We start from the raw sequence: 24,842 nt of genomic DNA on the forward strand, positions 1-24,842 counted from the left end.
ATGGCCAAGTCGAATGCAGGCCTGCGTCCGTCGAATGGTTCGACGTTCTCGATGCTGGGCGCCGACACCAATATCGTCGGTAATATCGAGGCTTCGGCAGACCTGCACATCGACGGCCGGATCGAAGGCGACATCACCTGCAATGCCCTGGTCCAGGGTGAGGCGAGCGAAATCGTCGGCGCCGTGAAGGCGGAAACGGTCCGCATCGCCGGCACCGTGCGCGGGACCATCGCCGCACGCGAGGTCGTCGTCCTCAGGACCGCGAAGATCGACGGTGACGTGGCCTACGATGCCCTCACCATCGAACAGGGTGCCCGCCTAGACGGACGCCTGAGCCCGAGCGGTGGCCACATGCCACCCGCCTTCGGCGCTGCCGACGAAGCGCAAGTCGCGCTCGAAGCGGCCGAATAATCGCAATTCCGTGATGTGAAGCAGGCCGCTCGCTCAGGAGCGCCTGCTCTTTCTACTTGCCCAGCACCTCGGCACGCAGCGCCTTGCGGTCGAGCTTGCCGACCATCGTCTTTGGCAGCGAATCGCGCAGGACCACCTTGTCGACGCGCTCATGCTTGCCGACCCGCTCGTTGAGCCAGGCGGCGATGTCTTCGGCGCTCGCAGCCTCACCGCTTTCGGCGACCACATAGGCGCGCGGGACTTCACCGTGATACTCGTCGGGCACGCCCAGCACCATCGCTTCGCGCACGGCGGGATTGGCGAGGAGGATTTCCTCCACCTGGCTGGGAAAGACCTTAAACCCGCCAACGGCGATCATGTCCTTGCTGCGGTCGATAAGGTGGACATAGCCGTCCTCATCGATCGTTGCGATGTCACCGGTGCGCAGCCAGCGCTTGCCTTCCAGTTCGACGAAGACCGCGGACGCGGCCTCGGGCCGATTCCAGTAGCCGGCCATGACCTGCGGACCATTGATCGCCAGTTCACCCGGCTCGCCTGAGGCTGCCGCACGCGTGGGATCGTCCTTGTCTAGCAGGCGCAGGTCCGTGCCGGGCATGGGATGGCCGATGGTTCCCGGTCGTTCCGGCCCGTCGAAAGGATTGGTGGCGACAACCCCGGCGGCCTCGGTCAGCCCGTAGCCTTCAACCAAGGTCGCGCCACTCGCCTGCTCAAAGCGCGCCTTGACCGGGCCCGGCAGCGGCGCCCCACCGGAAATGCAGGTGAACAGGCTTGAGAAATCGGTCCGGGCCATGTCGGGATGATCGAGCAGGGCCTGGTACATCGTCGGCACGCCAGGCATCGCCGTCGCTTTCACCCGCTGCAGCGTGGCCAGGCATTGCCCGGCATCGAAGCGCGGCAGCATGGCGATGGTGCCGCCATCATAGACCGTGCGGTTCAGCACCGTCGCATTGGCAAAGACATGGAAGAAGGGCAGAACGCCGACGATCACGTCGCGCGCATGGGCGTGGGGATCGATCTCTTCGATCTGCCGCGCGTTCACCGTGAGATTCTGGTGGGTGAGCATCGCGCCCTTGGGTGTTCCGGTCGTGCCGCCGGTATACTGGAGCATCGCAAGGTCGGTCATCGGCTCGATATCGACCGGCGCAAGGTCACCTTCATGCAGCACGTCGGTAAATTCGAACACGCCTTCTTCGCGCGGGATAGCGGCGATATCCTTGCGGCGAAGCAGGCGCAGGCCAAGGCTTTTCCAGAACGGCAGCATGCTGGAGAGACGCGCGACCACCAGCCATTCAAGCGCCGATTCGCGGTGCACCTTGCAAGCCGTCGGCAGGAGAGCGGGAACGTCGAGCGTCACCAGCAGGCGCGCCCCGGAATCGGCAACTTGCGCTTCCAGTTCCGTAGCCGTGTAGAGTGGTGAGAAGTTGACGACGGTAACGCCAGCCATGAAGGCGCCGAAGTAGGCCGACAGGTAACAGGGCACGTTGGGCAGGAAGAGCCCGATCCGGTCGCCCTTGCCCAGCCCCAGCGATTGCAAGCCGCAGGCGAAGCGACGCGCCTCTGCATCGATTTGCCGATACGTGAACGTGCGCCCGAGAAAGTCGGCGAGAACCCGCTCACCGTAAGCCGCCACACTGCCCGCGAACATCTGCGGCATGGCAAGCGGGGCGAAATCCTGCTGCCAGTCGCAAGGGTGCGCATAGCTTTCCCGCCAGGCCCTGGGACCGATCCTCTCATCCATAATTGCAGTGTGAAGCGTCACTGGTCCCACGGCAAGGGCAGTGCAGCTCATGCAAACGATTACAGCGGGAACGGCCTTTCGGTCATCCCCGCTGTTGGAATTCTCGTCCGTTCTGGAGGTAGAGTCGGCTTACTCGCCGTTCTCTGCCTCGGCAGCGCGCTTGGCTTCGAGCCAAGCGGCGGCTTCGGCTTCCTGCGCGGCCTCGCTGGCGGCCTTGGTGGCGGCCTCGCGCTCGGCGCGCAGTTCCTCGATCAGCGCCTCGCGATCGTCGACCAGACGCTCGTCGCCGGCGACCTCTTCCTCGATGCCGGCCTTCTTGGCGGCCTTGGCAACGATCGCATCCAGCTCGCGCTGCGAGCACAGGCCCAGCGTAACCGGATCCTTCGGCGTGATGTTAGCAATGTTCCAGTGCGAACGGTCGCGGATCGCGGCGATGGTGTTGCGAGTCGTTCCGATCAGCTTGCCGATCTGCGCGTCCGACACCTCCGGGTGGTTGCGCAGGATCCAGGCGATGCCGTCCGGCTTGTCCTGGCGCTTCGAGACCGGGGTGTAACGCGGGCCCTTGGTGCGACTGACGGTGACGGGCACCTTGTGCATCTTGAGCTTGTACTCAGGGTCCTGCTGGCCCTTTTCGATCTCGTCCATGGTCAGCTCGCCGGCGCGCACAGGATCGCGGCCAGTGTACTTGCTGGAGGCCAGGTCATCGGCCATCGCCTGCACTTCGAGCATGTGCAGGCCGCAGAATTCGGCGATCTGCTCGAAAGTCAGGGCAGTATTGTCGACCAGCCAGGAGGCGGTCGCATGCGGCATGAGCGGTGTCGGCTGGCTCATTGTTCTGGATCTCCGACGAACTTTGGCAAGTAGCGCAAATAATAAGGGCCGCCCCTTCGCGGAGCGGCCGTTCCCGACCCGATTTAGGTGAAACTTCCGGATTCGGCAAGCACGATGCCCGAGAATCGCGCATTCTCGGCTCAGACCGCATCGGCAAGGCTGGCAAGGCGCGCTCTCCGGCCGGGCCGTCATTGCCGCAAGTTAATCCATCGGCACGTAACCGGGAAGCGCGGAGACGCGGTCAAGCCAGCGGCAGATCGCCGGATAATCGTGCAGGCGAAAGCCCCCCGCCTCGCAGACGTGGGTATAGGCATAGAGCGAGACATCGGCGAGACTCGCGCTGCTGCCGACGAACCACTGGTGCACGGCAAGGTGCTGTTCCATGACTGAAAGAGCTGCCTCGCCCCCCGCCCGCTTCGCCATGATCTGGTCGCGCTGCATCGGCGTGAGATTGGCCTCGCCGACATAGCAGAGCCAGAATCGCAGGGTCGCGATATTCGGTTCGTGATTGTACTGCTCGAAGAACATCCAGCGCAGCATGTCGGCCCGCTCGAACCGGTCGGCGGGAACGAGGCGCGATCCCTCGGCCAGATACCAGCAGGCGGCATTGCTTTCCGGCAGGAACCTGTCGCCGATCTGGAGAACCGGGATCCGGCCATTGGCATTCACGTTCGCCACGAATTCCGGCGTGCGCGTTTCGCCCTTCATGATGTCGTAACCGCGCCGCTCGAGCGGCAGCCCCAGCAGGGCCGCCGTCAGACGGATCTTGTAGCAATTGCCGCTGCGGGGATCCTCGTGGAGGATCAGGTTCTCTCGCAATCCCTCCTCCTGCAGTCGAAAGCGGCTTTTCCCGCCAATGACGTCATGACGTCAGCCCGCGAGAACGATCTTCCCGACATGATCTCCGGATTCCATGTAGGCATGCGCTCTGGCTGCTTCAGCCAGCGGGAACTGCTTGTCCATGATCGGGCGCAAGGAACCGTCGGCCACCATGGGCCAGACATTCGTGAGCAGTTCCTGCGCCAGCAGTTCCTTGAACGTGTCGGACCTCGGCCGCAGCGTCGAGCCCGTCAGGGTATAGCGCTTGCTCATCACGAAGGCCATGTTGATCTCGGCCCGGGCACCGCCCTGAACCGCGATCGTCACGTGCCGCCCGTCCGGGGCAAGACACTTGAGATTGCGGGCGACGTAATCGCCGGCGACCATGTCGAGCACGAGGTTTACGCCCTTGCCGTCAGTGATCCGCGCGACTTCGGCGACGAAATCGAAAGCCTTGTAATCGATGGCGTGATCGGCGCCGATCTTGAGCGCCTGGGCGCATTTCTCCGCCGACCCGCAGGTAACGATGACAGTCAGGCCGAAGAGCTTGCCGAGCATCGTCGCCATCGTCCCGATGCCGCTGGTGCCGCCGTGAACGAGCAGGGTTTCACCCTCGCAGGCATAGCCGCGTTCGAACACGTTGTGCCAGACGGTGAACAGGGTCTCGGGCAAGGCCGCGGCCTGGTCGAGCGAAAGGCTGGCAGGTACAGGCAGGCAGTGCCCGGCGCGGGCGATGCAGAATTCGGCATAGCCGCCACCGGAAACGAGCGCGCAGACCCGGTCCCCCTCCCCGATTTGCACGACCCCTTCCCCGACCGCAACGACCGTGCCGGAAACCTCCAGGCCCGGAATCGGCGAGGCGCCCGGCGGCGGCGGATAATGGCCCTGCCGCTGCACGACATCGGGTCGGTTCACGCCTGCGAAGGCAACCTGGACGAGGACTTCTCCCGGGCCCGGAACAGGCACGGGAAGCTCCTGCGGCTGCAGCACCTCGGGACCTCCCGGTTCGAGAAATCCCACGGCGGTCATGATCTTGGGCAGTTTAACTGACATGGCTTTCTAGTTGGCACAGTCACTGGCCACAAGGAAACCACTTTGATGCATTGACATGGAGAAATTCCCGTCCGATGCTGCAGTGCAATGGACGATGATGATCGACCGCGGCGGCGGTCGTCCGGGGACAACCTCGGCGCTGCCAGCCTCCTCGCCAGCGAAAGCCTGGATCGCTATTCGCTGGACGAACTCGATGCACGTGTCGCGCTTCTCCACGAAGAGATCGATCGCATAAAGGCGCACCGCCAGAAAGCCTCGGCGCACATGCAGGCGGCCGAGTCCCTGTTCAGGCCGAGGACATCGTGATGGCGGCAGGTTCCCAACGTGAACCTCGCAAGCACCCTGAGTGTTCCTATATGGAACCTGAAACCAGTTTTCGTCCAAAAACTCCCCTGCAAGGAGAGTCCCACTTCGCAATGAAAGTGTCCTAGATGCCCAGTTTCGCGCAAAGCCTAGAAAAGACCCTGCACTCCGCGCTGTCACACGCGTCCGAGCGGAGCCACGAATATGCGACTCTCGAGCACTTGCTGCTCGCGCTGATCGACGATCCGGACGCGGCCCAGGTCATGCAGGCTTGTGGCGTGGATCTCGGCGATCTGGGCGATGTCGTGCGGCAGTACCTCGACCAGGAATACCAGTCGCTGAAAACCGAGGAAAAGGGCGACCCGGCCCCGACCGCCGGATTCCAGCGGGTGATCCAGCGCGCGATCCTGCACGTACAGTCTTCGGGCAAGGATACCGTGACGGGTGCCAACGTCCTCGTCGCCCTGTTTTCCGAACGCGATTCCTACGCGGTCTATTTCCTGCAGCAGCAGGACATGAGCCGTCTCGACGCAGTCAGCTACATCAGCCACGGCATCGGCAAGGGCGGCAAGCGGATCGAGGACCGCAGCCCCAAGGGATCGGAGGAACAGACGCCGACCCCGGAAGAAAAGGCCGAGACCAAGGCCGCCAACAAGAAGGACTCGGCGCTCGACCAATTCTGCGTCAACCTCAACGAGAAGGCGCTGGCGGGCAAGGTCGACCCGCTGATCGGGCGTGGCCCGGAAGTGGATCGCACGATCCAGATCCTGTGCCGTCGTTCCAAGAACAACCCGCTCTACGTGGGCGATCCCGGCGTCGGCAAGACCGCTATCGCGGAAGGCCTGGCGCGCAAGATCGTCGAAGGCGAAGTGCCTGAAGTCCTTTCCGAAGCTGTGATCTACTCGCTCGACATGGGCTCGCTGCTCGCCGGCACGCGCTATCGCGGCGACTTCGAGGAACGCCTCAAGCAGGTGGTCGCCGAGCTCGAAAAGATGCCGCACGCGATCCTGTTCATCGACGAGATCCACACGGTGATCGGCGCCGGCGCTACCAGCGGCGGCGCGATGGACGCCTCCAATCTGCTCAAGCCGGCGCTTTCGGGCGGTACGATCCGCTGCATCGGTTCGACCACCTACAAGGAGTTCCGCAACCACTTCGAAAAGGACCGCGCCCTGCTGCGCCGGTTCCAGAAGATCGATGTGAACGAGCCCACGGTCGAGGACACCGTCAAGATCCTCAAGGGCCTTCGCACGGCGTTCGAGGATCACCACGGCGTGCGCTACACGCCCGACGCGATCAAGACCGCGGTGGAGCTTTCGGCCCGCTACATCAATGACCGCAAGCTGCCCGACAAGGCGATCGACGTGATCGACGAAGTCGGCGCGATGCAGATGCTCGTGCCGCCCAGCCGCCGCAAGAAGACGATCACCGCCCGCGAGATCGAACAGGTCATCGCAACGATGGCCCGCATCCCGCCCAAGTCGGTCTCTTCGGACGACAAGAAGGCGCTCGAGAATCTCGAGCGCGACCTGAAGCGCGTGGTGTTCGGCCAGGACAAGGCGATCGAAGTCCTGTCGACCGCCATGAAGCTGAGCCGCGCCGGCCTGCGCGATCCGGACAAGCCGATCGGCTCGTTCCTGTTCTCCGGCCCGACCGGCGTGGGCAAGACCGAAGTCGCCAAGCAGCTTGCCACGATCATGGGCATTCCGATGCAGCGCTTCGACATGTCCGAGTACATGGAGCGTCATTCGGTCAGTCGCCTGATCGGCGCGCCTCCGGGCTACGTCGGGTTCGACCAGGGCGGTCTGCTCACCGATGCCATCGACCAGCAGCCGCACTGCGTCCTGCTGCTCGACGAAATCGAGAAGGCCCACCCCGACCTGTTCAACATCCTCCTGCAGGTGATGGACAACGGCAAGCTGACCGACCACCACGGCAAGACCGTCGACTTCCGCAACGTCGTCCTGATCATGACGACCAATGCAGGCGCTTCGGACATGGCGAAGCAAGGCATCGGCTTCGGCGACACCTCCAAGGCCGACGCCGGCGAGGAAGCCGTGAAGCAGATGTTCAGCCCCGAGTTCCGCAACCGTCTCGATGCCATCGTGCCCTTTGCCTATCTCGCCAAGGAGACGATCAGCCGGGTCGTGGACAAGTTCATCCTCCAGCTCGAACTGCAGCTGGCCGACCAGAACGTCCACATCCAGTTCGACTCCGATGCGCGCGAATGGCTCGGCCACCGTGGCTACGACCGCCTCTACGGTGCCCGCCCGATGGCACGGGTCATCCAGGAGCGCGTCAAGCAGCCGTTGGCGGAGGAGCTGCTCTTCGGCAAGCTCGCCCATGGCGGCGAGGTCCACGTCTCGGTGAAGGAAGATGCGCTCAACTTCGAGCTGACGCCTGCACCGCCGAAGGAAACGAAGTCCAGGAAGAAAAAGGCACCTGCCAAGAAGCCGGTCCGCAAGACCGGGCCCCAGCCGGAAGAGAACACCGACGACTGAGGCCGCACGGCATGATCGACGCGAAGGGGCGGGCACCGGGAGGTCCCCGCCCCTTTTTCGTTCGGCCCCTCATTTCGCCCGGCTTCCAGGCCGCATTCCGACAATTCGCCGCTGTTTGACCGCGATCAAGTTCCACGTGAAACGCATGGGCTATCCGGCGAGAAAAGCCCCCACGTGCGGAGAAGATATCAGTGCCGAGCCAAGCCCCCGTCATCGAAGAAACCCGGAACCCCGATACCCCCTACTATCGCCTTGGCGGCGCCCCCGTGTTCGAGGCGATCTGCAACCGCTTCTACGACCTGATGGATGAAGACCCGCAATACGCTGAACTGCGCGCGATGCATGCCGAGGACCTTGGCCCGATGCGCGAAGCCCTGCCCCGTTTCCTCGCCGGATGGGCCGGCGGTCCGCGCGACTGGTTCGAGGCCGTTCCGGGTCGATGCATGATGAGTGTGCACAAGCCTTTCGCCATCAACAGGGCCGTCGCCGATCAATGGGCCGACGCCATGACGCGGGCCGTCTCCGATGTCGCGCCCGAACCCGCGGACATGGCCAAGGCAATGGGCGAGGTTCTCGGCAATCTCGCGCGCGGCATGGGCCGCTGATCTGCGCCTGCAGATCGACGCTCACGCAAATCGCTTCTTTTCAGATCTCTCTCGCCAGACGGACAGGCGCGCGATAGGCTGCACCGGTGAATGCACTCGATCCACCGCGACAGGCCCTTGCGACTGCGCTTGCCGCGCTGGCGGGTTATGTGGACGCCGTTGGGTTCCTTTCCGCAGATCGCTATTTCGTATCGTTCATGTCGGGCAACTCGACGCGAATGGCCACCGATCTGATCGCCGAAGGGCCGCGCAAGGCCATGGTCCCGGCGCTGCTGATCCTCGGTTTCGTGCTGGGCGTGGCGATGGGCAATGTCGTCGCACACAAGGCGGGCCGCTGGCGAAAGCCCGCCGTCCTCTCGTTCGTTACCGCGCTCCTCGCATTGGCGGCGCTCCTGGCCTTGTCGCAATACCTTGAAGCGATGATGGCCATGCTCGTCTTCGCCATGGGCGCGCTTAACAACACGATGCAGCGCAACGAGACGCCCGTGGCGCTGACTTATCTCACCGGGGCGCTGGTCCGCATCGGTCAGGGCCTGGGCGGCATGCTAACCGGACGTGGAGCGAACGGCATTGCCGGTTTCTTCGCCCTGTGGCTGGCCCTGGCCGGCGGCGCGGCACTTGGCGCGACGATGTTCCTGAGAGTCGGCGCGGCATGCCTGCCCCTCGCCGTCCTCGCCGCGGCACTGCTTTCACTTGCGGGCTGGCGCATCGCCCGGGTCAATCACGGATCCTGAACTGCTTCTCGCGAGAAGTTGCGCCGCGCAACAACTCCAGCCGCGACGGGGCCAGGCCAAGGGCGCCCGCAAGCAGGTCGCGCACGGCATCGTTGGCCTTGCCGTCCTGCGGCTTCGCCCGGACCTTGGCGAGCAGCCTGCCCGCCGCGATCTCCAGCCCTTCGACCTTTGCGCCCGGAGTCACGCGGACTGCGAGCCGACTTTCCGCATCGACCAGCGCCCTGAGCGCCTGCGCATCGGGAAGTGCTGGCCTGGGCCTTGCCATCAGCCTGCGACGCCAAGTGCCTCGGCATGGTTTCGGCCGTTGATGACATAACGAGCGACACCTTCGCGATTGGCGGCAATCGCCTCATCGGACAGATCGCGCATGAACTTGGCCGGACGCCCTATCCAAAGCTGGCGGGCGCCGATGCGCTTGCCGGTCAACTGCGCCCCGGCGGCAAGCATGCCGTCGGTTTCGATATGGCTGCCGTCCATCACGATCGCGCCAAGCCCGACGAAGGCGCTGTCTTCCAGCGTGCAGCCATGAACCATCGCCATGTGGCCGATCAGAACGTCCTCTCCGATCAGCGTCGGATAGCCTTCGGGTCGCCCCGCCTTGGGGCTGTCGCAATGAACGACGGTACCATCCTGGATATTGGTGCGCGCGCCGATGACGATGCGGTTCACGTCCGCGCGGATCACGCAATTGTACCAGATGCTCACGTCGGGGCCGATTTCGACATCGCCGACGATCCGGCAGCCCGGCGCGATGAAGGCGCTGGAGTGGATCTTCGGAGCCTTGCCGTGGATGGCGGCGACGGTGATGTCGTTGCGGTTCTCGATCATGGGTATCCTATCAGCCTGGACCAGCGGATGAACGGCAGGATAGAGGCATGGTCGTCCGTCCAGGGCCTCTGTGCCGGTGCTTGAAGCCGACTCCATGGGCTATCGGGATGCATCTTCGCAAGCTCGTTGATTGAAGAGCTGTCGCGCGAAAGGGCGATCCAGTGCGACGGCGTATAGAGGTCGAGGTTCTCCGGCCAGTCCTGGCGCACACGCGCGGTCAGCCCTTCGCTGCGGGCCAGGGCCGCGATGACCGGCTCCAGTTCCACGTAGCGGTTCGAGATATGCATGAGCAGGACCCCGCGCTCGCTCAACGCGCGCAAGTACACCTGCAGGGCCTCTTGGGTAAGCAGGTGAAGCGGGATGGCATCGGACGAAAAGGCATCGATCACCAGCATGTCGAACCGGCGCGGCGGCACCGCTTCCAGCTCCAGCCGGGCATCGCCCAGGATCACCCGCGCCCGCGGCGCGCAGTCACGCAGGTAGGTGAACTTGCCCGAGGTCGAATAGTGCAGGATGACGGGATCGATCTCGAAGAAGGTCCAGTCCTGACCCGGTCTGGCGTAACAGGCCAGCGACCCGGTGCCGAGGCCGACGACCCCGATTCGCGCCGAGTCTCCCTCCAGCCGATCCGCCGATGCCAGCGCCAGGCCGACGCCGGACCTTGGCCCGTAATAGGTCAGGGGCATGCGCCGCTTGTCAGGATCGAGCGACTGCTGGCCATGCAGCGTCGTGCCGTGGCTGAGTATGCGAAGGCCAGAGGAACGATAGTCGCGCACGGTATAGATGCCGAAGTAACTGCGGGTGCGCTGGCCCTCGTAGCTCGACATGATCGTGAGCAGGCCGCCCTGCCCGAGCATCGCCAGCAGCAACACTGCCACGAAAGCCCAGCGCCAACCCATGACCATCACGCCGGTCCCGGTGAGGAAGACCGTCAGCAGCATTGCGGTCATCTTCGTGCCGGGTTCGGTGAAGAGATCGAAGAGCTGGACCGAAAGGAACAGCGCCAGCAGCAGGAGAAGCACGAGCGCGATCCGGGCCAGCCTCTGGTCGAGGCCTTCCATGCGGCGCCAGCGCAGGATTTCATCGAGCGGGACAAGCAGGGCCGCACCGAGAATCAGCAGGGGATGTTCCCAGGACCAGTCGAATACGAGCGGCGCGACAAGAGCCGTGAACAGGCCGCCCAAGGCCCCGCCGGCCGACATGATCAGGTAGAAGCCGGTCAGGTGCCCTGCATCGGGTCGCAAGTCATAGAGCCGGGCGTGCAGCGCGACCGAAACCACGAAGAGCAGCACGCAGCTCCCGCCTGCCAGCAGCAGCGCCCCCGACCCATCGGCCAGCATCGCATAGCTTCCAGTGAAAAGCAGGACGACAGGCGCGACGAATGTCAGCACCCCAGCAAGAACGCGGCGATCGGCAAAGGCGACGACGAAACTGAGCAGGTAGAGCCCTAGCGGAATTACCCAAAGCAGCGGTGACGCGAAGATGTCGGTCGTCAGGTGGGTCGTCGTCGAGAGCATCAGTCCCGAGGGGATCGCCGCCAGGGCAAGCCAGTGCAGCTTGCGACGCCATGACGTCACCTCGCTTGCGCGCAGCAGCGGTGCGCTCGGTCTTGCGGCGTCGACAGTCTTGCGGCGGGACCATGCGCAGGCAGCGACCAGGAGGATCAGCAGGCCATATCCCACGGCCCAGACGAGGCTCTGGCCGTGCAGCGCCAGCAAGGGTTCGGCCACGAGCGGATAGGCGACCAGTCCGGCGAAGCTGCCGAGATTCGACGCGGCGTAGAGCGCCCAGGGCTGCCCGGCGCGGGAATCGGCAGCGAACCAGCGCTGCATCAGCGGCGCCTGTGCGGCGATGAGGAAAAATACCGGGCCGACCGTCAGCAGGAGCAGCCAGGGCACCCAGATCGCTTCCCAGCCGGGCGCGGGCGAAGCCACTTGCGCCAGCGCGATCGGCAGGGTCGTGGCGGCGATGCACAGGGCGATCAGGTGGATGACAGCCTGCCGCCACAAGGGCTTTCGCGAAAGCCAGTGCGCATAGCCGTATCCGGCAAGAAGGAGCGCCTGATAGACCAGCATCGCGCTGTTCCAGACATTGGGCGCACCGCCCAGCCGCGGCAGGGCCATCCGCGCGACCATCGGCTCGACCATGAACAGCAGGAAACTGCCGACAAGGATCGTCAGGATGAAGAGCGCGCGGTTCGACCTGCCCATGGCCTGCGTCTCAATCGTGGCGCGCGCGCCACTCCCCGGAAGTGATCGACCAGGCAAGCGTATCGCAAAGGGGCGGGTCGAACCGGCTGTCGACATAATCGAGGTCGGTGCGGCGGCGCATCCCCAGGCGTTCCATCAGCCCCCAGCTCGCCGTGTTTTCGCTGACCGTGATCGCCACGATCTCCTGCGCGCCGAAGCGCTCGAAGCCGGCATCGAGCGAGGCAATGGCCGCTTCCTTGGCATAGCCCTTGCCCCATGCCTCCTCGCGCAGGCGCCAGCCGATCTCGAAGCCGCCGGGGAACGTACTCTCGGGAGCATTGCCACGCTTGAGGCCGCAAAAGCCCAGAAGCTCTCCGGACAGATGGCCCCCATCGGCCTTGCGCTCGACCAGCCAGAAGCAGTGACCATGCTCATCTTCGCAGCCGATCACCGCGTCATAAAGCTGATCGAGCCGCTCATCGGACAGCAGTCCTCCCAGCCAGCGCATCACCGCAGGCGTATTGGTAACCTGCGCAAAGCGCGCGAGATCGGGTCTCGTCCAGGAACGCAGGACGAGACGCCCGGTCTCGAGGCGAAAGTCAGCCATGGAGCAATCGCGCCGCATGGGCGGCGTGATAGGTCAGCACGCCCGAGCAGCCGGCACGCTTGAATGCCATGAGCGTCTCCAGCACCAGCGCGTCGCGGTCGCCCGCCCCGGCTGCCACGCTGGCCTCGATCATCGCGTACTCGCCCGAGACCTGGTAGGCAAAGACGGGGACTTCGAATGCCTCCTTCACCCGGCGCACGATATCGAGATAAGGCAGCCCCGGCTTTACCATCACGCTGTCGGCGCCTTCGGCCAGGTCCAGTTCGACCTCGCGCAGCGCTTCCTCGCCGTTGGCCGGGTCCATCTGGTAGGTCTTCTTGTCGCCCTTGAGCAGGCCGCGCGAACCCACGGCATCGCGGAACGGACCATAGAAGGCCGAAGCATATTTCGCTGCGTAGGACATGATCTGCACGTTGGCGTGCCCTTCGTCCTCCAGCGCATCGCGGATCGCGCCGATGCGTCCGTCCATCATGTCCGACGGCGCGATGATGTCGGCACCGGCCGACGCCTGGTTGAGCGACTGGCCGACCAGGACCTCGACGGTCTCGTCGTTGAGGACATAGCCGTTCGCATCGACGAGCCCGTCCTGGCCGTGGCTGGTATAGGGATCGAGCGCCACATCGGTAAGCAGTCCGACCCGGTCGCCCAGCGCATCGCGCACGGCCCGCAGCGCGCGGCACATGAGGTTGTCGGGATTGAGCGCTTCCTTGCCGTCGTCGCTGCGACGCTCGCGCTGGGTATTGGGGAACAGGGCAAGGCAGGGAATGCCCAGGTCCGCCGCTTCCCTGGCCCGCTCGACAATGCCGTCCACCGACCAGCGCGACACGCCGGGCAGCGAAGCTATCGGCTCTTCCACGCCCTGCCCTTCAGTCACGAAAAGCGGCCAGATCAGGTCGGCGGGAGTGAGCACGTTCTCGCGGTGCATGGCACGGCTCCAGGCCGTGGCGCGGGTGCGGCGAAGTCGGGTGTGGGGATAGGATCCAGTCATCACCGGTGATTGCCGGAAAATCCCCAAAGGTTCAATCTGGGCAAAATGTCCCGCAGCACCGACGCAGTGCGATCAGCCGACCTTCTTCGGCTCGAGACGGTCGATCTCGCGGGTGTCCGCAGCCTGCTCCGCTTCGGGCTTTACGAAGCTGTCGAGCGCCGCGCCGGGTTCGACCGTCAGGAGCGCCCTCATCCGCTGCCTGAACTCATCGCGTTCCTTGCCGTCGATCTGCGGGCGGGTGACGAGACGGATCGACAGGGGATCGACCGTCTTGCCGCCGCGATAGGCTTCGAAATGCAGGTGCGGCCCAGTCGACAGACCGGTGGACCCAACGTAACCGATCACCTGCCCCGCTCTTACGTGGGTACCGTTCTTCACCGCGATGCGGCTCATGTGGCCATAGCCGGTGCCGAGGCCGCCGCCGTGGTTGATCCGCACGTAATTGCCGTGGCCGCCATGGCGCCCTGCATAGGTGACCGTGCCATCGCTCACGGCATAGATCGGCGAGCCGTAGGCTGCGCCGAAATCGACGCCGGCATGCATGCGCGTGTAGCCGAGAATCGGGTGACGGCGCATTCCGTAGCGTGAGGTGATCCGTCCCGCGACCGGCATCCCGATCGGCGCGCTGCGCGTCTCGGCAAGGCCAGAGGCGGAGAACATCTGCCCGTCCTTGCCCCAACGCATGAGCTGGAGGCGCGGCTTCCCATCGCGTTCGACACCCGCATAGAGCAGCTCGCCCACTTGCCGTTCGCCCTTGGCCGAACGCTTGTAGGAGAGGATCAGGTCGAATTCGTCATTCGCCGAAATGTCGTTTTCGAGCGAGAGATACTTGTCGACAGCACGCAGGTAGCTCTGGATCGCGGCGACCGGCGCCCCGGCATTGCGCGCCGATCGATAGAGGCTCGACCCGACGGTGCCGCGAATGCGCAATGGGGTCGTATCGACGGCAATGGGATGGCGCACCAGGGCCAGCGCACCGTCATGGCGTTCGACCGAGAGATCGAGGTCGAAACGCGCGCGAAAGGCCATTTCGTCCAGCGGTCGCGAGGCGCCTTCGGTCGGGCGCTTGCCCAGAGTGATGTCGAACTGTGTACCCGAAGCGATGTCGGACAGCGGCACCGCACCGGAAATGAGATCGGAAACCTGAGAAATGTCGGTGTTGCCGACACCCGCCCGCTCCAGCATGCGGCGGAAGCTGTCGCCCTGCCCCAGTGTGGAGACCAGTTGGATCATTGGCCGTTCGGGCACTTTCGCCAGGGGGCGGACCAGCGGACTTGCCCCCATGTGGCGGCCGCTGTCGGCACCGAAGGCAAGCGGCGCGATGGTCTGGCTGCGGAATTCGTCGCGAACCCGGTCGTTGACCGGCATCGGCGTCGCCGCCTCTACTGACGAAAAGCTCGGTGAAAGGGCAATGGCGGCTGCGCTCAGGCCGAAGAGCGTGGCAAGACCGCGATACCAGCGCGGACTGCCGATGTCGGTGGCAAGATCGGGCGCAAGCTCGACCTTTTCGCACCACGATTCGATATCCTGCTTCCACGCCTGAATGCGCTCTCGAAGGCCCGGACCGTCTGAAGCGGTTTCGCCGGAAGGAGTCGGAGTTGCAGGCTCGGCGCTCTCGGGCAGAACCTGGGCATGCGAGAGCGAGGCAGCCGATGCCGCACCGCCTGCATAGTCCCCTTCGGCCGAATTTCCGCCGTTCTCGTCAAGCGCCTTGAACAAAGGCCCCTTCCTCATCGCAACCCACAGGCTCAGGCCGAACCTGGCACCCACCCCGGGCACTTTCTGCAAAAACCATGCCTGCTCAAGGTTAAGACCCCCCTAACTCTGTGGATTTCCACCCCCATACAGGACGAGTCGACCCTTGTACGCGGCCAGCGGCGATGCCACATTCGCTGGTGAAATGGTTCAGGACCGGAATGCAACGGCGCGCGGTGACGCTCCTTCAGGGGTGAAGGCCGTGCTCGGGCCGACCAACACCGGCAAGACTCACCTCGCCATCGAGCGGATGTGCGCCCATTCCAGCGGCGCGATCGGCTTTCCGCTGCGCCTGCTGGCGCGTGAGGTTTACGACCGGGTCTGCGCCATCAAGGGTGAACAGAACGTCGCCCTGATCACCGGCGAGGAACGGATCGAGCCGAAGCACGCTCGCTACCTGCTGTGCACGGCCGAGGCGATGCCGGTGCTCGATCGCAGCCTTGCCTTCGTCGCCATCGACGAAGCGCAACTGGGGGCGGACCGCGAACGCGGCCACGTCTTCACGGACCGCCTGCTCCATGCCCGCGGCCGCGAGGAGACGATGATCCTCGGTTCCTCGACGCTCGAACCGATGGTCAGGGCGCTCGTACCGCGCGCCGAGATCGTCACCCGGCCCCGCTTCTCCACGCTCAGCCATGCCGGCGCGAAGAAACTCAGCCGCATTCCGCCGCGCAGCGCCATCGTCGCCTTCTCGACCGAGCAGGTCTATGCGATCGCCGAAATGCTACGGCGCTTCCGGGGCGGGGCGGCCGTCGTCATGGGCGCGCTCAGCCCGCAGACGCGCAACGCGCAAGTCGCGCTCTACCAGTCTGGCGAAGTGGATTACCTTGTCGCCACCGACGCCATCGGCATGGGGCTCAACCTCGACGTCGAGCATGTCGCTTTCGCCGGGCTTTCCAAGTTCGACGGCGTCCGCCATCGCCGCCTCACCACGTCGGAAATGGCGCAGATCGCAGGACGCGCCGGGCGTCACCAGAAGGACGGCACGTTCGGCACCCTCACCGGTTCGGGCACGCACGATTCCGAATTCGATCCCGAAGAGATCTTCGCCATCGAAGAACACCGCTTCCCGCCGCTGACGAAACTGTTCTGGCGCGATGCGGAGCCGCGTTTCGACAGTATCGCCACCCTGATCGGCGACCTGGAGACCCCGCCCGACCTGCCCGAGCTGGTTCCGGCGCCCGAGGCCATCGACCTTTCCGTGCTCAAGCGCCTGTCCGAAGACCCACAGGTCGCCGATTCGGTTCGCGGCGCGGCGATGGTGCAGCGATTCTGGGACGTGTGCCGCCTGCCCGATTTTCGCCAGCAAGGGGCAGAGACCCATTCACGCTTCGTCGCCCGCCTGTGGCAGGATCTGCGCCACGGCGAACTGGGCGCCGACTACGTTGCCAATGCCATTGCCCAGCTCGACCGCACCGGCGGCGACATCGACACCCTGCAGGGCCGCATCGCCGCGATCCGGTCCTGGGCCTATATCGCGCAGCGCCCCGACTGGGTTCTCGCGCGCGACGAAATGGCCGCAAGGGCCCGCGCGGTGGAGGCGCGTCTGTCCGATGCCCTCCATGGCAAACTTACCGAACGATTCATCAACCGACGGACTGCCGTACTCATGAAGAAACTGGGGCCCGATGCCGGGCTGCTCTCTGTGCGCATGGAAGACGAGGAAGTACTCGTCGAAGGCGAACACATCGGCTCGCTGCGCGGATTCGCCTTCCATGTCGATCCCGGCGCCCGCCTGTCCGACCGCAAGCTGCTGCTCGCCGCCGCGGAAAAGCACCTCACCGCCTTGCTGCAGAAGCGCGCCGACGAATTGACCGAGGCGATTCACGCGGGAAGCGCGGCCATCACGCTTGATCGCGGCAAACTCAAATGGGACGGGGAATCGCTTGGCACTCTCGCCCCGGGCCGCTCGCTCCTGTCGCCTGTCCTAGTCCCCGACCGCACGCTCGATGCGGTACCCGGACCCGCGCGCAAGGTGCTTGTGGCGGCGCTTGAGGCATGGCTCGACAATGCGCTGCAACCGCTGGCTCCATTGCTCAAGCTCGATGAAGCCAGCCGTTCCGAGGAAGCCGGCCCCGATCTCAGGGCCCTGCTGATTGCACTGGTCGAAGCCGGCGGCATGACGTCACGCGAGGATTCGGGCGTCGACAAGCTCGACAAGCAGCGCCGCACGATGCTCTCGCGGCTCGGCGTGCGCGTGGGTGCGCTCGATGTTTTCGTACCTGCGATGCTTCGCCCGGGCCCGATCGTGCTGTGGCGCGAACTCGCACAGGTCTTCGGCAAGTCCCCGCGCGATGGGGCTCCCGAAGACGCGATGCCGCCCGCGCTTCCCGCCAAGCGCCGGCAGCGCACGCCGGGTTATCGCAGTCTTGGCAAGCAGCTCGTCCGTCTCGACATGGCTGAAAAGCTCCTGCGCGAAGCCCACGAGGCACGCAGCGGCGGCAAACCCGCGGGAAGCGGGCGCAGTTTCGCACTAGATCCGGCCAAGGCAGTCTCCATGGGCCTGACCACCGAGAGCTACGCACGATTGCTGCGGCTTGCCGGTTTCCAGCCGATCATGCCCCGACAGCTGGCCGACGGCGCGCACGGGCCGCCGGCCCCGGTCCGCTGGCGCTGGCGACCGCCGCGGCGCCACGTCGAAGACACGAAACCTCAGCCCGTGCGCAAGGAGAGTGCCTTTTCCATTCTTGCGGATATGGTGCGCAATTAGGGAGGATTCGGGGAGATGGAGGCTACCGCATGAGGATCGACAAGCTGATCTGGTTCCTGCGTCTCGCCAAGACCCGCACCATCGCCCAGACAATGGCCGAAGAGGGCCATATGCGCCTCAACGGCAGGCGCGTGGAGCGCGCGCACCAGAAGGTTTCGCAGGGTGATATCCTGACCCTTGCGACCCCTTCCGGGGTGCGGGTTATCGAAATCGTGACCCTGCCGATCCGCCGCGGCCCCGCTCCGGAAGCGCAAGCCTGTTACAGAGTGCTTGACGGCGGGGCAGATAATCCCATAGCAGCGGCGTTCCGTAACGAGGCCTGATGAAGAGGATACCGCCTCCATGACCTATGTCGTCACCGACGCCTGCATCAAGTGCAAGTACATGGACTGCGTGGAAGTCTGCCCTGTGGACTGCTTCTACGAAGGCGAGAACATGCTCGTCATCAATCCCAGCGAATGCATCGACTGCGGCGTCTGCGAACCGGAATGCCCTGCCGAAGCCATCCTTCCCGACACCGAAAGCGGTCTCGAGCAGTGGATGGAGCTGAACACGAAGTATTCGGCCGAATGGCCGAATCTCACGTCCAAGAAGGATTCGCCGGAAGACGCCGACGAGTACAAGGGCGTGGAAGGCAAGTTCGAGAAGTTCTTCTCGCCCGAGCCCGGCGAAGGCGACTGAGGCCTGATCTTTCCGGGGGTTCGCCCCCGGAAACAGACGTATCCCCCTGAGGGTGCGTCCGGAAACGGCATGCCGGGGGCTTGCTGAACCTAAAGGTTCGCGCCCCTCTGGCATTTTTGTCACATGTATGCTATATAATAGTCCAACTGCCCGGGCCATCTGCCCGTTCGGCAGGCGTTTCAGTGCGAGGCAGGGATTCGAGAGCAAGCGGTTGGGGGAGTAATCTGACCGGGCGGCGGAGGCGTCTATATGCTTCCAAGTCGCACCCCCGGTTATCTCCCGACAAAGGTATGGCGCTCGAACCTGCAGGTGAAAGGACGATACATGGCAACCAAGGCCGATGCCTTCGATGTTGGAGATTACGTCGTTTATCCCAAGCACGGCGTAGGCCGTGTGATCGAGTTGCAAAGGCAGGAAATTGCCGGAATGCAGCTCGAACTTTATGTGTTGCGTTTCGAAAAGGAACGCATGACCCTGCGCGTTCCCGTGAACAAGGTTGAATCGATCGGCATGCGCAAGCTGTCCTCGGACAAGACCCTGCGCGAGGCGCTCGACACCCTCAAGGGCAAGCCCAAGGTCAAGCGCACCATGTGGTCGCGCCGGGCCCAGGAATACGAAGCCAAGATCAATTCGGGCGATCTCGTCTCGATCGCGGAAGTCACTCGTGACCTGTTCCGCGCCGACGACCAGCCGGAACAGAGCTACTCCGAACGCCAGATCTTCGAGGCTGCGTCCTCGCGTCTGGCCCGCGAACTCGCGGCCATGGAAAAGACTGACGAACCGTCGGCTCTCCAGAAGATCCTCGCGATCCTCAACGAGTACGCACCGAAGTACTACGAAAGCGCCGAAACCGCCTGATCGGGCATTTCGATGCTAACGAAGGGGCCGCTCTCCGCAAGGAGGCGGCCCTTTTCGTTGGCGGGGCTGGCGAAGCCCTTCCCCAGCCCCCAAAGTTACGCGGCGCAATTTCCATAGCTTGCATTGTTGCGTTCATTGCGATGACAGCGCGAACGTGACAGGGTTTGCGGCGATGACTTCACGCCTCATGCCTTTCGCCCTCCTTGCCCTTGCCACGGCCCCGATGCTGGCAGGCTGCGTCTCCACCGTCGCCAAAGTGGCAACCGCCCCCGTGCGCGTTGCCGGAAAGGGCGTGGACATGATGACCACCAGCCAGTCCGAAGCCGATGAGAACCGCGGTCGCAATTTGCGCAAGCGCGAGGAACGCCTGGGGAAACTTCAGCGCGAATACGACCGCCACATGCGCGAATGCAATGACGGCGACAGCCGCTCCTGCCTCAAGGCACGCGACGACTACACCGAGATCCAGCAGATCCTTCCGACCGTTCCCGCGCAGCGCCGCTGAACCTCAAACCCGCATTGATCAGGCGGCCGCACGGCGAAGGCGATCGTTGATCGCCTTGCCGATGCCCACCTCAGGGATTGGTGCCACCGCGATGCGTGGCAACTGCGAAGCAGCGCCCTGATGCAACAGCGCGTAGAGCCGCGACGCAGCTTCGGCGAGATCGCCCGAGGCCGAGAGCGTCACCTGCCCGGCAACCTCGGCAAAACCGATATGGAACTCGTCCGAATCGGCGCTTCGCACAGCGAGACGCACCGGCTTGCCCGGCGCATAATGGCTGGCAAGCTGCCCGGGCGCTTCGATAGCCTGTGACGTCACGGCGTCACTGCCCGAACCGAGAACGGCGGCAATCTCGGACTCCGGGATCGGTCCGGGCCGCAGGATCTGCCAGCGCCCGCCTTCACGCAAGGCGATGATCGTCGATTCCAGGCCGGCCTCGCAGGCACCGCCATCTAAGACGGCGGCGATCCTGTCGCCCAGCGAGTCCACCACATGCATGGGCGTAGTCGGACTGACCCCGCCACTGCGATTCGCGGATGGAGCCGCCAGCGGCAGTCCGGCCTCGGCAATCACTCGGCGCATCACCGGATGCGCCGGACAACGTAATGCGACGGTCGGAAGGCCGGCAGTCACGGCGGCGGCGATCGGCGCGTTTTCCTGCACCGGCAGGACCAAGGTCAGGGCGCCGGGCCAGAAGCGCTCGGCCAGCAAGAGCGCACGCTCGTCAAACACGGCCAGCTGCATGGCCGAAGCCGTGTCCGCGATGTGGACGATCAATGGATTGAAGCTGGGCCGCCCCTTCGCGCGATAGATCGATGCCACCGCTTCATCGCGGTCCGCGCGGGCAGCGAGGCCATAGACCGTTTCGGTCGGCACGGCGACCAAGCCCCCTTCGCGCAGCACGCGCGCGGCTTCGGCTATACCTTCCGGATCGGACGGCAGCAGGGCAGGCCGACCTGCCGGACTTTGCTCGCTGGATTGGGCCATGGACCGCCGCTATAGGCGGATGCACAAAATGCCAAGGAAAAGCGCGCGGTGCCGGGCGCATCCCTAGCAAAAGACAACAGAGAAGTGACGTCATGACGCAAACCGACCTGCTATCCCGCATTGCCGACGCGCTCGAACGCATCGCACCTCCTGCCCCAGCCGAGACGCACTGGCTCGCCCATCCCGCCTATGTCTGGACCGGCCAGTCAGCACGCGCCGTCGACACGCTGGAGGCCCCGGCCCTCGATCTCCTGCGCGGAATCGACGATCAGAAGCAGCGCGTCGTCACCAATGTCACACGTCTGGCTGCCGGCTTCGCATCGCACGACATGCTCCTGTGGGGATCGCGAGGCATGGGCAAGTCGGCCGTGCTGCGCGCCGCGATCCGGGCCGCACAACAGGATCATCCGGGCCGCATCGCCCTCGTCCAGGTGGCGCAGGAGGCCCTTTCAGGGGTTACCGGACTGTTTTCGACGCTGGGCAGGATCGATCGCCAGTTCCTCGTCTTCGTCGACGATCTCGGCTTCGAGGAAAGCGAAACCAGCGGACCCCGACTGCTGCGCTCCTGGCTTGAAGGCGGGGTGGAGGCACGCCCGGCCAATGTCCGCCTCGCGGTCACGTCCAATCGCCGCGCCATCGTCGCGCGCACGATGTCCGAGCAGGACGACCCAATCAATCCGCGCGACGCCGTGGACGATCGCCTCGCTCTGGCCGACCGCTTCGGCCTGTCGATCGGCTTCCACAACTGCGATCAGGACGCCTATCTCGCGATCATCGGCGGCTATGCCGATGAATTCGGATTGCAGTGGGATTCGGGCGACGCGCTCGAGTGGTCGCGCCGTCGCGGAGCCCGTTCGGGCCGCGTCGCCTGGCAATACGTCAACGAGCTTGCCGGACGCGCCGGCAAGGCTCTCTGAGCGTTCGCTTTCAGTTGTCCATCATTCCCCCGAGCAGCGCCTCGGGGGTAAGCTGGGTAGGATCCTTGAGATCGGTCTGCGGCTCGAGGTGGTCTGTTTCGACGCGCTTGATCCCTTCGGAAGGCTTTGCGCCCGGCGCCATCACCCGCCAGATTACACCTGCGGTATCGTCACTCACCAGCAGCGCGCCGGTCTTGTCCCAGGTTACCCAGGTCGGACGGCCATGGGTCGAACCTTCCTTGTCGAGGAAGCCGGTCAGGACCCGCACCGGCTTCACGTCCTTGGGATTGCCGTTGGCATCGAAGGGAATGAAAACGACGTCGTAGCCGACCGCGGGGCGGCGATTCCATGAACCGTGGCGGGCGATAAAGGCGCCGTTCGCGAAGTCCGGCCCCATGATGTTGCCGCCATTGGCGAAGACCATGCCCAACACGGCCGTATGGGCGCCCATCGCGTACTCGGGCTTACGGGTATAGTCGCCCATGCCGTACTGCATCGGCCAGCTCACACGGTCGTCGTAGACGTTCTTCCAGTAGATCCAGGGCCAACCGTACTGGACGCCGACGGGGACGTTCGTGAAGTAGTCGGGAACGAGGTCCGGCCCGAGCATGTCACGCTCCTGCACCGTGGCCCACATTTCCTCGGTCGAGGGGTTCCAGGCCATGCCATTGGGATTGCGCATGCCGGCAGCGAACTGGCGGCGATGCCCGGTATCGGTGTCGATCTCCCAGATCGCAGCGCGTCCGGCTTCCTCCTCCATCCCGTTGTCGGCGATGTTCGTGGCCGAACCGACCGCAACATAGAGGTGCAGGCCGTCCTCGCTCAGCAGCAGGTTGCGCATCCAGTGATTGCCGGCCGGCGGCAGGTCCATCAGCTTCTTCGGCGCGCCTTCCAGCCTGGTGGCACCCGCTTCGAAGGAAAATTCCAGCACAGCGTCATGATTTGCGACGTAGAGTTTGCCGTTGCCGTAGGCCATGCCGGAAGGCGAATGCATGTCTGCCGTACGGAAGTCGAAACGCTCATCCGCCTTGCCGTCGCCATCCTCGTCGCGCAGCAGGACGATCTTGTCGGGCGAAGGCACGCCCGCACCGACGCGGTCCATCATCCAGGTCATCACGGCACCGGTGATGCCGCCCGGCTTGTTGCCGGCAGGCGCATTGGTCTCCGCTACTAGAACGTCACCGTTAGGCAGCGTGATCATCGTGCGCGGATGGTCCAGCTTGTCGGCAAACCGGCTGACCGACAAGCCCTTGGCCGCGATCGGCTTTTCACCCTCAGCCCAGCCGATGGTCTTGGGCAGGCTGACGCTGGGGATCCACTGCGGATCGGGATCGACCAACTTCGGGTCCGTGCCTGCCGTCGCATCGCTGGGCAGATCCGAGCTGTTTGAGTACTGCGCCCAGGCTATCGCCCCGACAAGGACGACAAGGAGCACGGCGAGGACCACGAGGGCCTTTATGAGAAAGGAGCGCATGTTCTGCGAGATAGGCTGCTGCCGGCTATGCGGCAACCTCGTGTTGAGCTAACGGAAGGGCCATGTTCGATTTCCAGACCGATAGCGCCCTAGACAAGCCCGAACTGTACGATGCCCTCGCCCAGGCAGCACAGGCGCTCGTCGAAGGCGAGAGCGATTCCATTGCTAACATGGCCAATCTGGCCGCCGCGATCTGGCAATTCCTGCCCGACCTCAACTGGGCCGGATTCTACCGCAGCGTGGGTGACGAACTCGTCCTCGGCCCGTTCATGGGCAAACCCGCCTGCATCCGCATTCCATTCGGTCAAGGGGTCTGCGGCACCGCTGCGGCAAGCGGACAAACGCAAGTCGTGCCCGATGTCCACGCCTTCCCCGGCCATATCGCCTGCGATGCCGAAACCCGGTCAGAACTGGTGGTGCCCGTCATCGTCGAAGGCAATGTCATTGCCGTGCTCGATCTCGACAGCCCGATCCCGGGCCGTTTCGACCAAGTGGATGCCGCCGGACTTGAGCGCCTCGCCCGGATCGCAGCAAAGGCGATCTGAACCGCTATCCGGTGCATCGAAACGGGACATGATCGAAGGAGGTATGCCCAGGCGCTTGGTTTTACAGGCAAGACGATGCTAAATTTCGCGTTAACTAACAGGGCCATCCATCCGGTCCTCGCGAAAGGGCATCCCGATGCGACTGCAACTCCTCGCCGCCGTAGGCACGGCACTGGTACTTTCGATTCAACCGGCCCTCGCCCAGCCTGACGAAGTTTACGATGACGGCATGGCAGCGGCGATCCCCATGCATCAAGCCCGCCATGGCGAGACGCGCTACGCTTTCGATCCCGCGGCGCGCGATGCATGGCTCGCCGATTGCCGCACGCGAGTCGCTCATCGAGACTCCGGCCTGGGCGGCGCGTTGATTGGCGGAGCAGTCGGCGGACTGGCTGGCAATCGCATTGCCGGTCGAGGAAACCGCACCGTCGGGACGATTGCCGGTGCGGTCGTGGGCGCTGCTGTCGGCGCCGCAATCGACAAGGCCGAGGATGCCGGCCGCTACCGTGACGAGTGCGAGGGCTATCTGGACGACTACTACGCCTGGTACACCCGGGGTAGCAGCTATGCACCCGGCTATGCGTCCGCAACTTACGTCGCGCCCATGTCGCTACCCGAACCGGAATGCACCGAGACAGTCGAATATGTCTACGAAGATGTCCCGGAACGCCCCGCGCCCCGCAAGCGCTACATCCCACGGCCTGCGCCGGACAAACGTATCAAGGTTGTTCCCGACAAGCGGGTCCCGATCAAGTAAGCGCAGTCGCAAGAAAAAGGCGGGATCGAAAATCTTCCGAACCCGCCTT

At 64.5% G+C, this 24,842-nt stretch carries 25 protein-coding genes; 13 read left to right on the forward strand and 12 right to left on the reverse strand.

The annotated features are described in order from the left end of the window. Positions 1-411 carry a bactofilin family protein gene (locus JI59_RS11055; RefSeq protein ID WP_007012645.1) on the forward strand — a complete coding sequence of 137 codons (411 nt, stop codon included), beginning with the start codon at positions 1-3 and terminating at the stop codon, positions 409-411. Positions 412-463: 52 nt separating this feature from the next. On the opposite strand, the gene JI59_RS11060 is transcribed toward JI59_RS11055, so the two are convergent. The 4 genes from JI59_RS11060 to JI59_RS11075 all read right to left on the reverse strand — a co-directional run bounded on the left by JI59_RS11060 (position 464) and on the right by JI59_RS11075 (position 4,852). After that, positions 464-2,149: an AMP-binding protein gene (locus JI59_RS11060; protein ID WP_038576035.1), complete on the reverse strand. Its 1,686-nt coding sequence runs from the start codon at positions 2,147-2,149 to the stop codon at positions 464-466. A 129-nt stretch (positions 2,150-2,278) separates the two neighbouring features. Further along, positions 2,279-2,980 (reverse strand): DUF1013 domain-containing protein, encoded by a 702-nt coding sequence (locus JI59_RS11065; RefSeq protein ID WP_007012643.1) that lies wholly within the window; start codon positions 2,978-2,980, stop codon positions 2,279-2,281. A gap of 201 nt (positions 2,981-3,181) precedes the next feature. Then, entirely contained in the window at positions 3,182-3,799 is a 618-nt protein-coding gene (locus JI59_RS11070; RefSeq protein WP_007012642.1) for a glutathione S-transferase family protein, read from the reverse strand. Positions 3,800-3,850: 51 nt separating this feature from the next. Next, positions 3,851-4,852, reverse strand: a complete 1,002-nt coding sequence (locus JI59_RS11075) for an NAD(P)H-quinone oxidoreductase (protein ID WP_007012641.1) — start codon at positions 4,850-4,852, stop codon at positions 3,851-3,853. 87 nt (positions 4,853-4,939) lie between these two features. Between JI59_RS11075 and JI59_RS11080 the strand changes: the two genes are divergently transcribed. From JI59_RS11080 to JI59_RS11095, 4 genes are all read left to right on the forward strand, one after another. Beyond that, a complete protein-coding gene (locus JI59_RS11080) occupies positions 4,940-5,158 on the forward strand; it encodes a DUF1192 domain-containing protein (RefSeq protein ID WP_007012640.1) in 219 nt (72 codons plus the stop codon). A gap of 125 nt (positions 5,159-5,283) precedes the next feature. Continuing rightward, positions 5,284-7,656, forward strand: a complete 2,373-nt coding sequence (gene clpA / locus JI59_RS11085; protein ID WP_007012639.1) for an ATP-dependent Clp protease ATP-binding subunit ClpA — start codon at positions 5,284-5,286, stop codon at positions 7,654-7,656. A gap of 191 nt (positions 7,657-7,847) precedes the next feature. After that, entirely contained in the window at positions 7,848-8,261 is a 414-nt protein-coding gene (locus JI59_RS11090; protein ID WP_007012638.1) for a group II truncated hemoglobin, read from the forward strand. Between the two features lie 86 nt (positions 8,262-8,347). After that, positions 8,348-8,995 carry a YoaK family protein gene (locus tag JI59_RS11095; protein WP_007012637.1) on the forward strand — a complete coding sequence of 216 codons (648 nt, stop codon included), beginning with the start codon at positions 8,348-8,350 and terminating at the stop codon, positions 8,993-8,995. Here JI59_RS11095 and JI59_RS11100 read toward each other — a convergent pair. From JI59_RS11100 to JI59_RS11125, 6 genes are all read right to left on the reverse strand, one after another. Next, complete coding sequence (locus JI59_RS11100; protein ID WP_007012636.1) at positions 8,979-9,260, reverse strand: DUF167 domain-containing protein; 282 nt, start codon at positions 9,258-9,260, stop codon at positions 8,979-8,981. The genes JI59_RS11095 and JI59_RS11100 overlap by 17 nt on opposite strands. Then, positions 9,260-9,823 carry a gamma carbonic anhydrase family protein gene (locus JI59_RS11105; RefSeq protein ID WP_007012635.1) on the reverse strand — a complete coding sequence of 188 codons (564 nt, stop codon included), beginning with the start codon at positions 9,821-9,823 and terminating at the stop codon, positions 9,260-9,262. The genes JI59_RS11100 and JI59_RS11105 overlap by 1 nt, the downstream gene beginning before the upstream one ends. Next, positions 9,820-12,033 (reverse strand): fused MFS/spermidine synthase, encoded by a 2,214-nt coding sequence (locus tag JI59_RS11110; protein WP_007012634.1) that lies wholly within the window; start codon positions 12,031-12,033, stop codon positions 9,820-9,822. Before JI59_RS11110 ends, JI59_RS11105 begins: the two co-directional genes overlap by 4 nt. Positions 12,034-12,043: 10 nt before the next feature. After that, positions 12,044-12,619: a GNAT family N-acetyltransferase gene (locus tag JI59_RS11115; protein ID WP_007012633.1), complete on the reverse strand. Its 576-nt coding sequence runs from the start codon at positions 12,617-12,619 to the stop codon at positions 12,044-12,046. Continuing rightward, on the reverse strand, positions 12,612-13,607 hold the full coding sequence (gene hemB, locus JI59_RS11120) for a porphobilinogen synthase (RefSeq protein WP_013831488.1): 996 nt from the start codon (positions 13,605-13,607) through the stop codon (positions 12,612-12,614). The genes JI59_RS11115 and hemB overlap by 8 nt, the downstream gene beginning before the upstream one ends. A gap of 72 nt (positions 13,608-13,679) precedes the next feature. Further along, positions 13,680-15,341, reverse strand: a complete 1,662-nt coding sequence (locus tag JI59_RS11125) for a peptidoglycan DD-metalloendopeptidase family protein (protein WP_052117968.1) — start codon at positions 15,339-15,341, stop codon at positions 13,680-13,682. A 166-nt stretch (positions 15,342-15,507) separates the two neighbouring features. Here JI59_RS11125 and JI59_RS11130 point away from each other — a divergent pair, with 166 nt between their 5' ends. The 5 genes from JI59_RS11130 (at position 15,508) to JI59_RS11150 (ending at position 20,116) form a co-directional block, all read left to right on the forward strand. Further along, the gene (locus JI59_RS11130; protein ID WP_038577488.1) at positions 15,508-18,072 is read left to right on the forward strand and encodes a helicase-related protein; all 2,565 of its coding nucleotides are present in this window, start codon (positions 15,508-15,510) and stop codon (positions 18,070-18,072) included. 29 nt (positions 18,073-18,101) lie between these two features. Further along, on the forward strand, positions 18,102-18,395 hold the full coding sequence (locus JI59_RS11135) for an RNA-binding S4 domain-containing protein (RefSeq protein WP_007012629.1): 294 nt from the start codon (positions 18,102-18,104) through the stop codon (positions 18,393-18,395). Between the two features lie 19 nt (positions 18,396-18,414). Then, on the forward strand, positions 18,415-18,753 hold the full coding sequence (fdxA, locus tag JI59_RS11140) for a ferredoxin FdxA (protein WP_007012628.1): 339 nt from the start codon (positions 18,415-18,417) through the stop codon (positions 18,751-18,753). Positions 18,754-19,077: 324 nt separating this feature from the next. Then, on the forward strand, positions 19,078-19,611 hold the full coding sequence (locus JI59_RS11145) for a CarD family transcriptional regulator (RefSeq protein WP_007012627.1): 534 nt from the start codon (positions 19,078-19,080) through the stop codon (positions 19,609-19,611). A 172-nt stretch (positions 19,612-19,783) separates the two neighbouring features. Then, complete coding sequence (locus JI59_RS11150) at positions 19,784-20,116, forward strand: hypothetical protein (protein WP_007012626.1); 333 nt, start codon at positions 19,784-19,786, stop codon at positions 20,114-20,116. Positions 20,117-20,134: 18 nt separating this feature from the next. On the opposite strand, the gene JI59_RS11155 is transcribed toward JI59_RS11150, so the two are convergent. Further along, complete coding sequence (locus JI59_RS11155) at positions 20,135-21,100, reverse strand: L-threonylcarbamoyladenylate synthase (protein WP_007012625.1); 966 nt, start codon at positions 21,098-21,100, stop codon at positions 20,135-20,137. A gap of 92 nt (positions 21,101-21,192) precedes the next feature. On the opposite strand from JI59_RS11155, the gene JI59_RS11160 reads away from it, so the two are divergent. Continuing rightward, entirely contained in the window at positions 21,193-22,017 is an 825-nt protein-coding gene (locus JI59_RS11160) for a DUF815 domain-containing protein (RefSeq protein WP_007012624.1), read from the forward strand. A gap of 10 nt (positions 22,018-22,027) precedes the next feature. Here JI59_RS11160 and JI59_RS11165 read toward each other — a convergent pair whose 3' ends face one another. Beyond that, complete coding sequence (locus JI59_RS11165) at positions 22,028-23,491, reverse strand: PQQ-dependent sugar dehydrogenase (protein WP_007012623.1); 1,464 nt, start codon at positions 23,489-23,491, stop codon at positions 22,028-22,030. A gap of 62 nt (positions 23,492-23,553) precedes the next feature. Between JI59_RS11165 and JI59_RS11170 the strand changes: the two genes are divergently transcribed. Together JI59_RS11170 and JI59_RS11175 are read left to right on the forward strand one after the other, a co-directional pair. Next, positions 23,554-24,036 (forward strand): GAF domain-containing protein, encoded by a 483-nt coding sequence (locus JI59_RS11170; RefSeq protein WP_007012622.1) that lies wholly within the window; start codon positions 23,554-23,556, stop codon positions 24,034-24,036. A 136-nt stretch (positions 24,037-24,172) separates the two neighbouring features. Further along, positions 24,173-24,793, forward strand: a complete 621-nt coding sequence (locus JI59_RS11175) for a glycine zipper 2TM domain-containing protein (protein ID WP_007012621.1) — start codon at positions 24,173-24,175, stop codon at positions 24,791-24,793. Positions 24,794-24,842: the final 49 nt, after the last annotated feature.

This window comes from Novosphingobium pentaromativorans US6-1, from assembly GCF_000767465.1.
GTDB classification, from domain to species: Bacteria; Pseudomonadota; Alphaproteobacteria; order Sphingomonadales; family Sphingomonadaceae; genus Novosphingobium; species Novosphingobium pentaromativorans.

Coding starts and splice junctions, on each gene's coding strand:
- JI59_RS11055 (WP_007012645.1), top strand. CDS start 1: ATGGCCAAGTCGAATGCAGGCCTGCGTCCGTCGAATGGTTCGACGTTC.
- JI59_RS11060 (WP_038576035.1), bottom strand. CDS start 2,149: ATGGATGAGAGGATCGGTCCCAGGGCCTGGCGGGAAAGCTATGCGCAC.
- JI59_RS11065 (WP_007012643.1), bottom strand. CDS start 2,980: ATGAGCCAGCCGACACCGCTCATGCCGCATGCGACCGCCTCCTGGCTG.
- JI59_RS11075 (WP_007012641.1), bottom strand. CDS start 4,852: ATGTCAGTTAAACTGCCCAAGATCATGACCGCCGTGGGATTTCTCGAA.
- JI59_RS11080 (WP_007012640.1), top strand. CDS start 4,940: ATGGACGATGATGATCGACCGCGGCGGCGGTCGTCCGGGGACAACCTC.
- clpA (WP_007012639.1), top strand. CDS start 5,284: ATGCCCAGTTTCGCGCAAAGCCTAGAAAAGACCCTGCACTCCGCGCTG.
- JI59_RS11100 (WP_007012636.1), bottom strand. CDS start 9,260: ATGGCAAGGCCCAGGCCAGCACTTCCCGATGCGCAGGCGCTCAGGGCG.
- JI59_RS11105 (WP_007012635.1), bottom strand. CDS start 9,823: ATGATCGAGAACCGCAACGACATCACCGTCGCCGCCATCCACGGCAAG.
- JI59_RS11110 (WP_007012634.1), bottom strand. CDS start 12,033: ATGGGCAGGTCGAACCGCGCGCTCTTCATCCTGACGATCCTTGTCGGC.
- JI59_RS11115 (WP_007012633.1), bottom strand. CDS start 12,619: ATGGCTGACTTTCGCCTCGAGACCGGGCGTCTCGTCCTGCGTTCCTGG.
- hemB (WP_013831488.1), bottom strand. CDS start 13,607: ATGACTGGATCCTATCCCCACACCCGACTTCGCCGCACCCGCGCCACG.
- JI59_RS11125 (WP_052117968.1), bottom strand. CDS start 15,341: ATGAGGAAGGGGCCTTTGTTCAAGGCGCTTGACGAGAACGGCGGAAAT.
- JI59_RS11130 (WP_038577488.1), top strand. CDS start 15,508: ATGGTTCAGGACCGGAATGCAACGGCGCGCGGTGACGCTCCTTCAGGG.
- JI59_RS11135 (WP_007012629.1), top strand. CDS start 18,102: ATGAGGATCGACAAGCTGATCTGGTTCCTGCGTCTCGCCAAGACCCGC.
- fdxA (WP_007012628.1), top strand. CDS start 18,415: ATGACCTATGTCGTCACCGACGCCTGCATCAAGTGCAAGTACATGGAC.
- JI59_RS11145 (WP_007012627.1), top strand. CDS start 19,078: ATGGCAACCAAGGCCGATGCCTTCGATGTTGGAGATTACGTCGTTTAT.
- JI59_RS11150 (WP_007012626.1), top strand. CDS start 19,784: ATGACTTCACGCCTCATGCCTTTCGCCCTCCTTGCCCTTGCCACGGCC.
- JI59_RS11155 (WP_007012625.1), bottom strand. CDS start 21,100: ATGGCCCAATCCAGCGAGCAAAGTCCGGCAGGTCGGCCTGCCCTGCTG.
- JI59_RS11160 (WP_007012624.1), top strand. CDS start 21,193: ATGACGCAAACCGACCTGCTATCCCGCATTGCCGACGCGCTCGAACGC.
- JI59_RS11165 (WP_007012623.1), bottom strand. CDS start 23,491: ATGCGCTCCTTTCTCATAAAGGCCCTCGTGGTCCTCGCCGTGCTCCTT.
- JI59_RS11170 (WP_007012622.1), top strand. CDS start 23,554: ATGTTCGATTTCCAGACCGATAGCGCCCTAGACAAGCCCGAACTGTAC.
- JI59_RS11175 (WP_007012621.1), top strand. CDS start 24,173: ATGCGACTGCAACTCCTCGCCGCCGTAGGCACGGCACTGGTACTTTCG.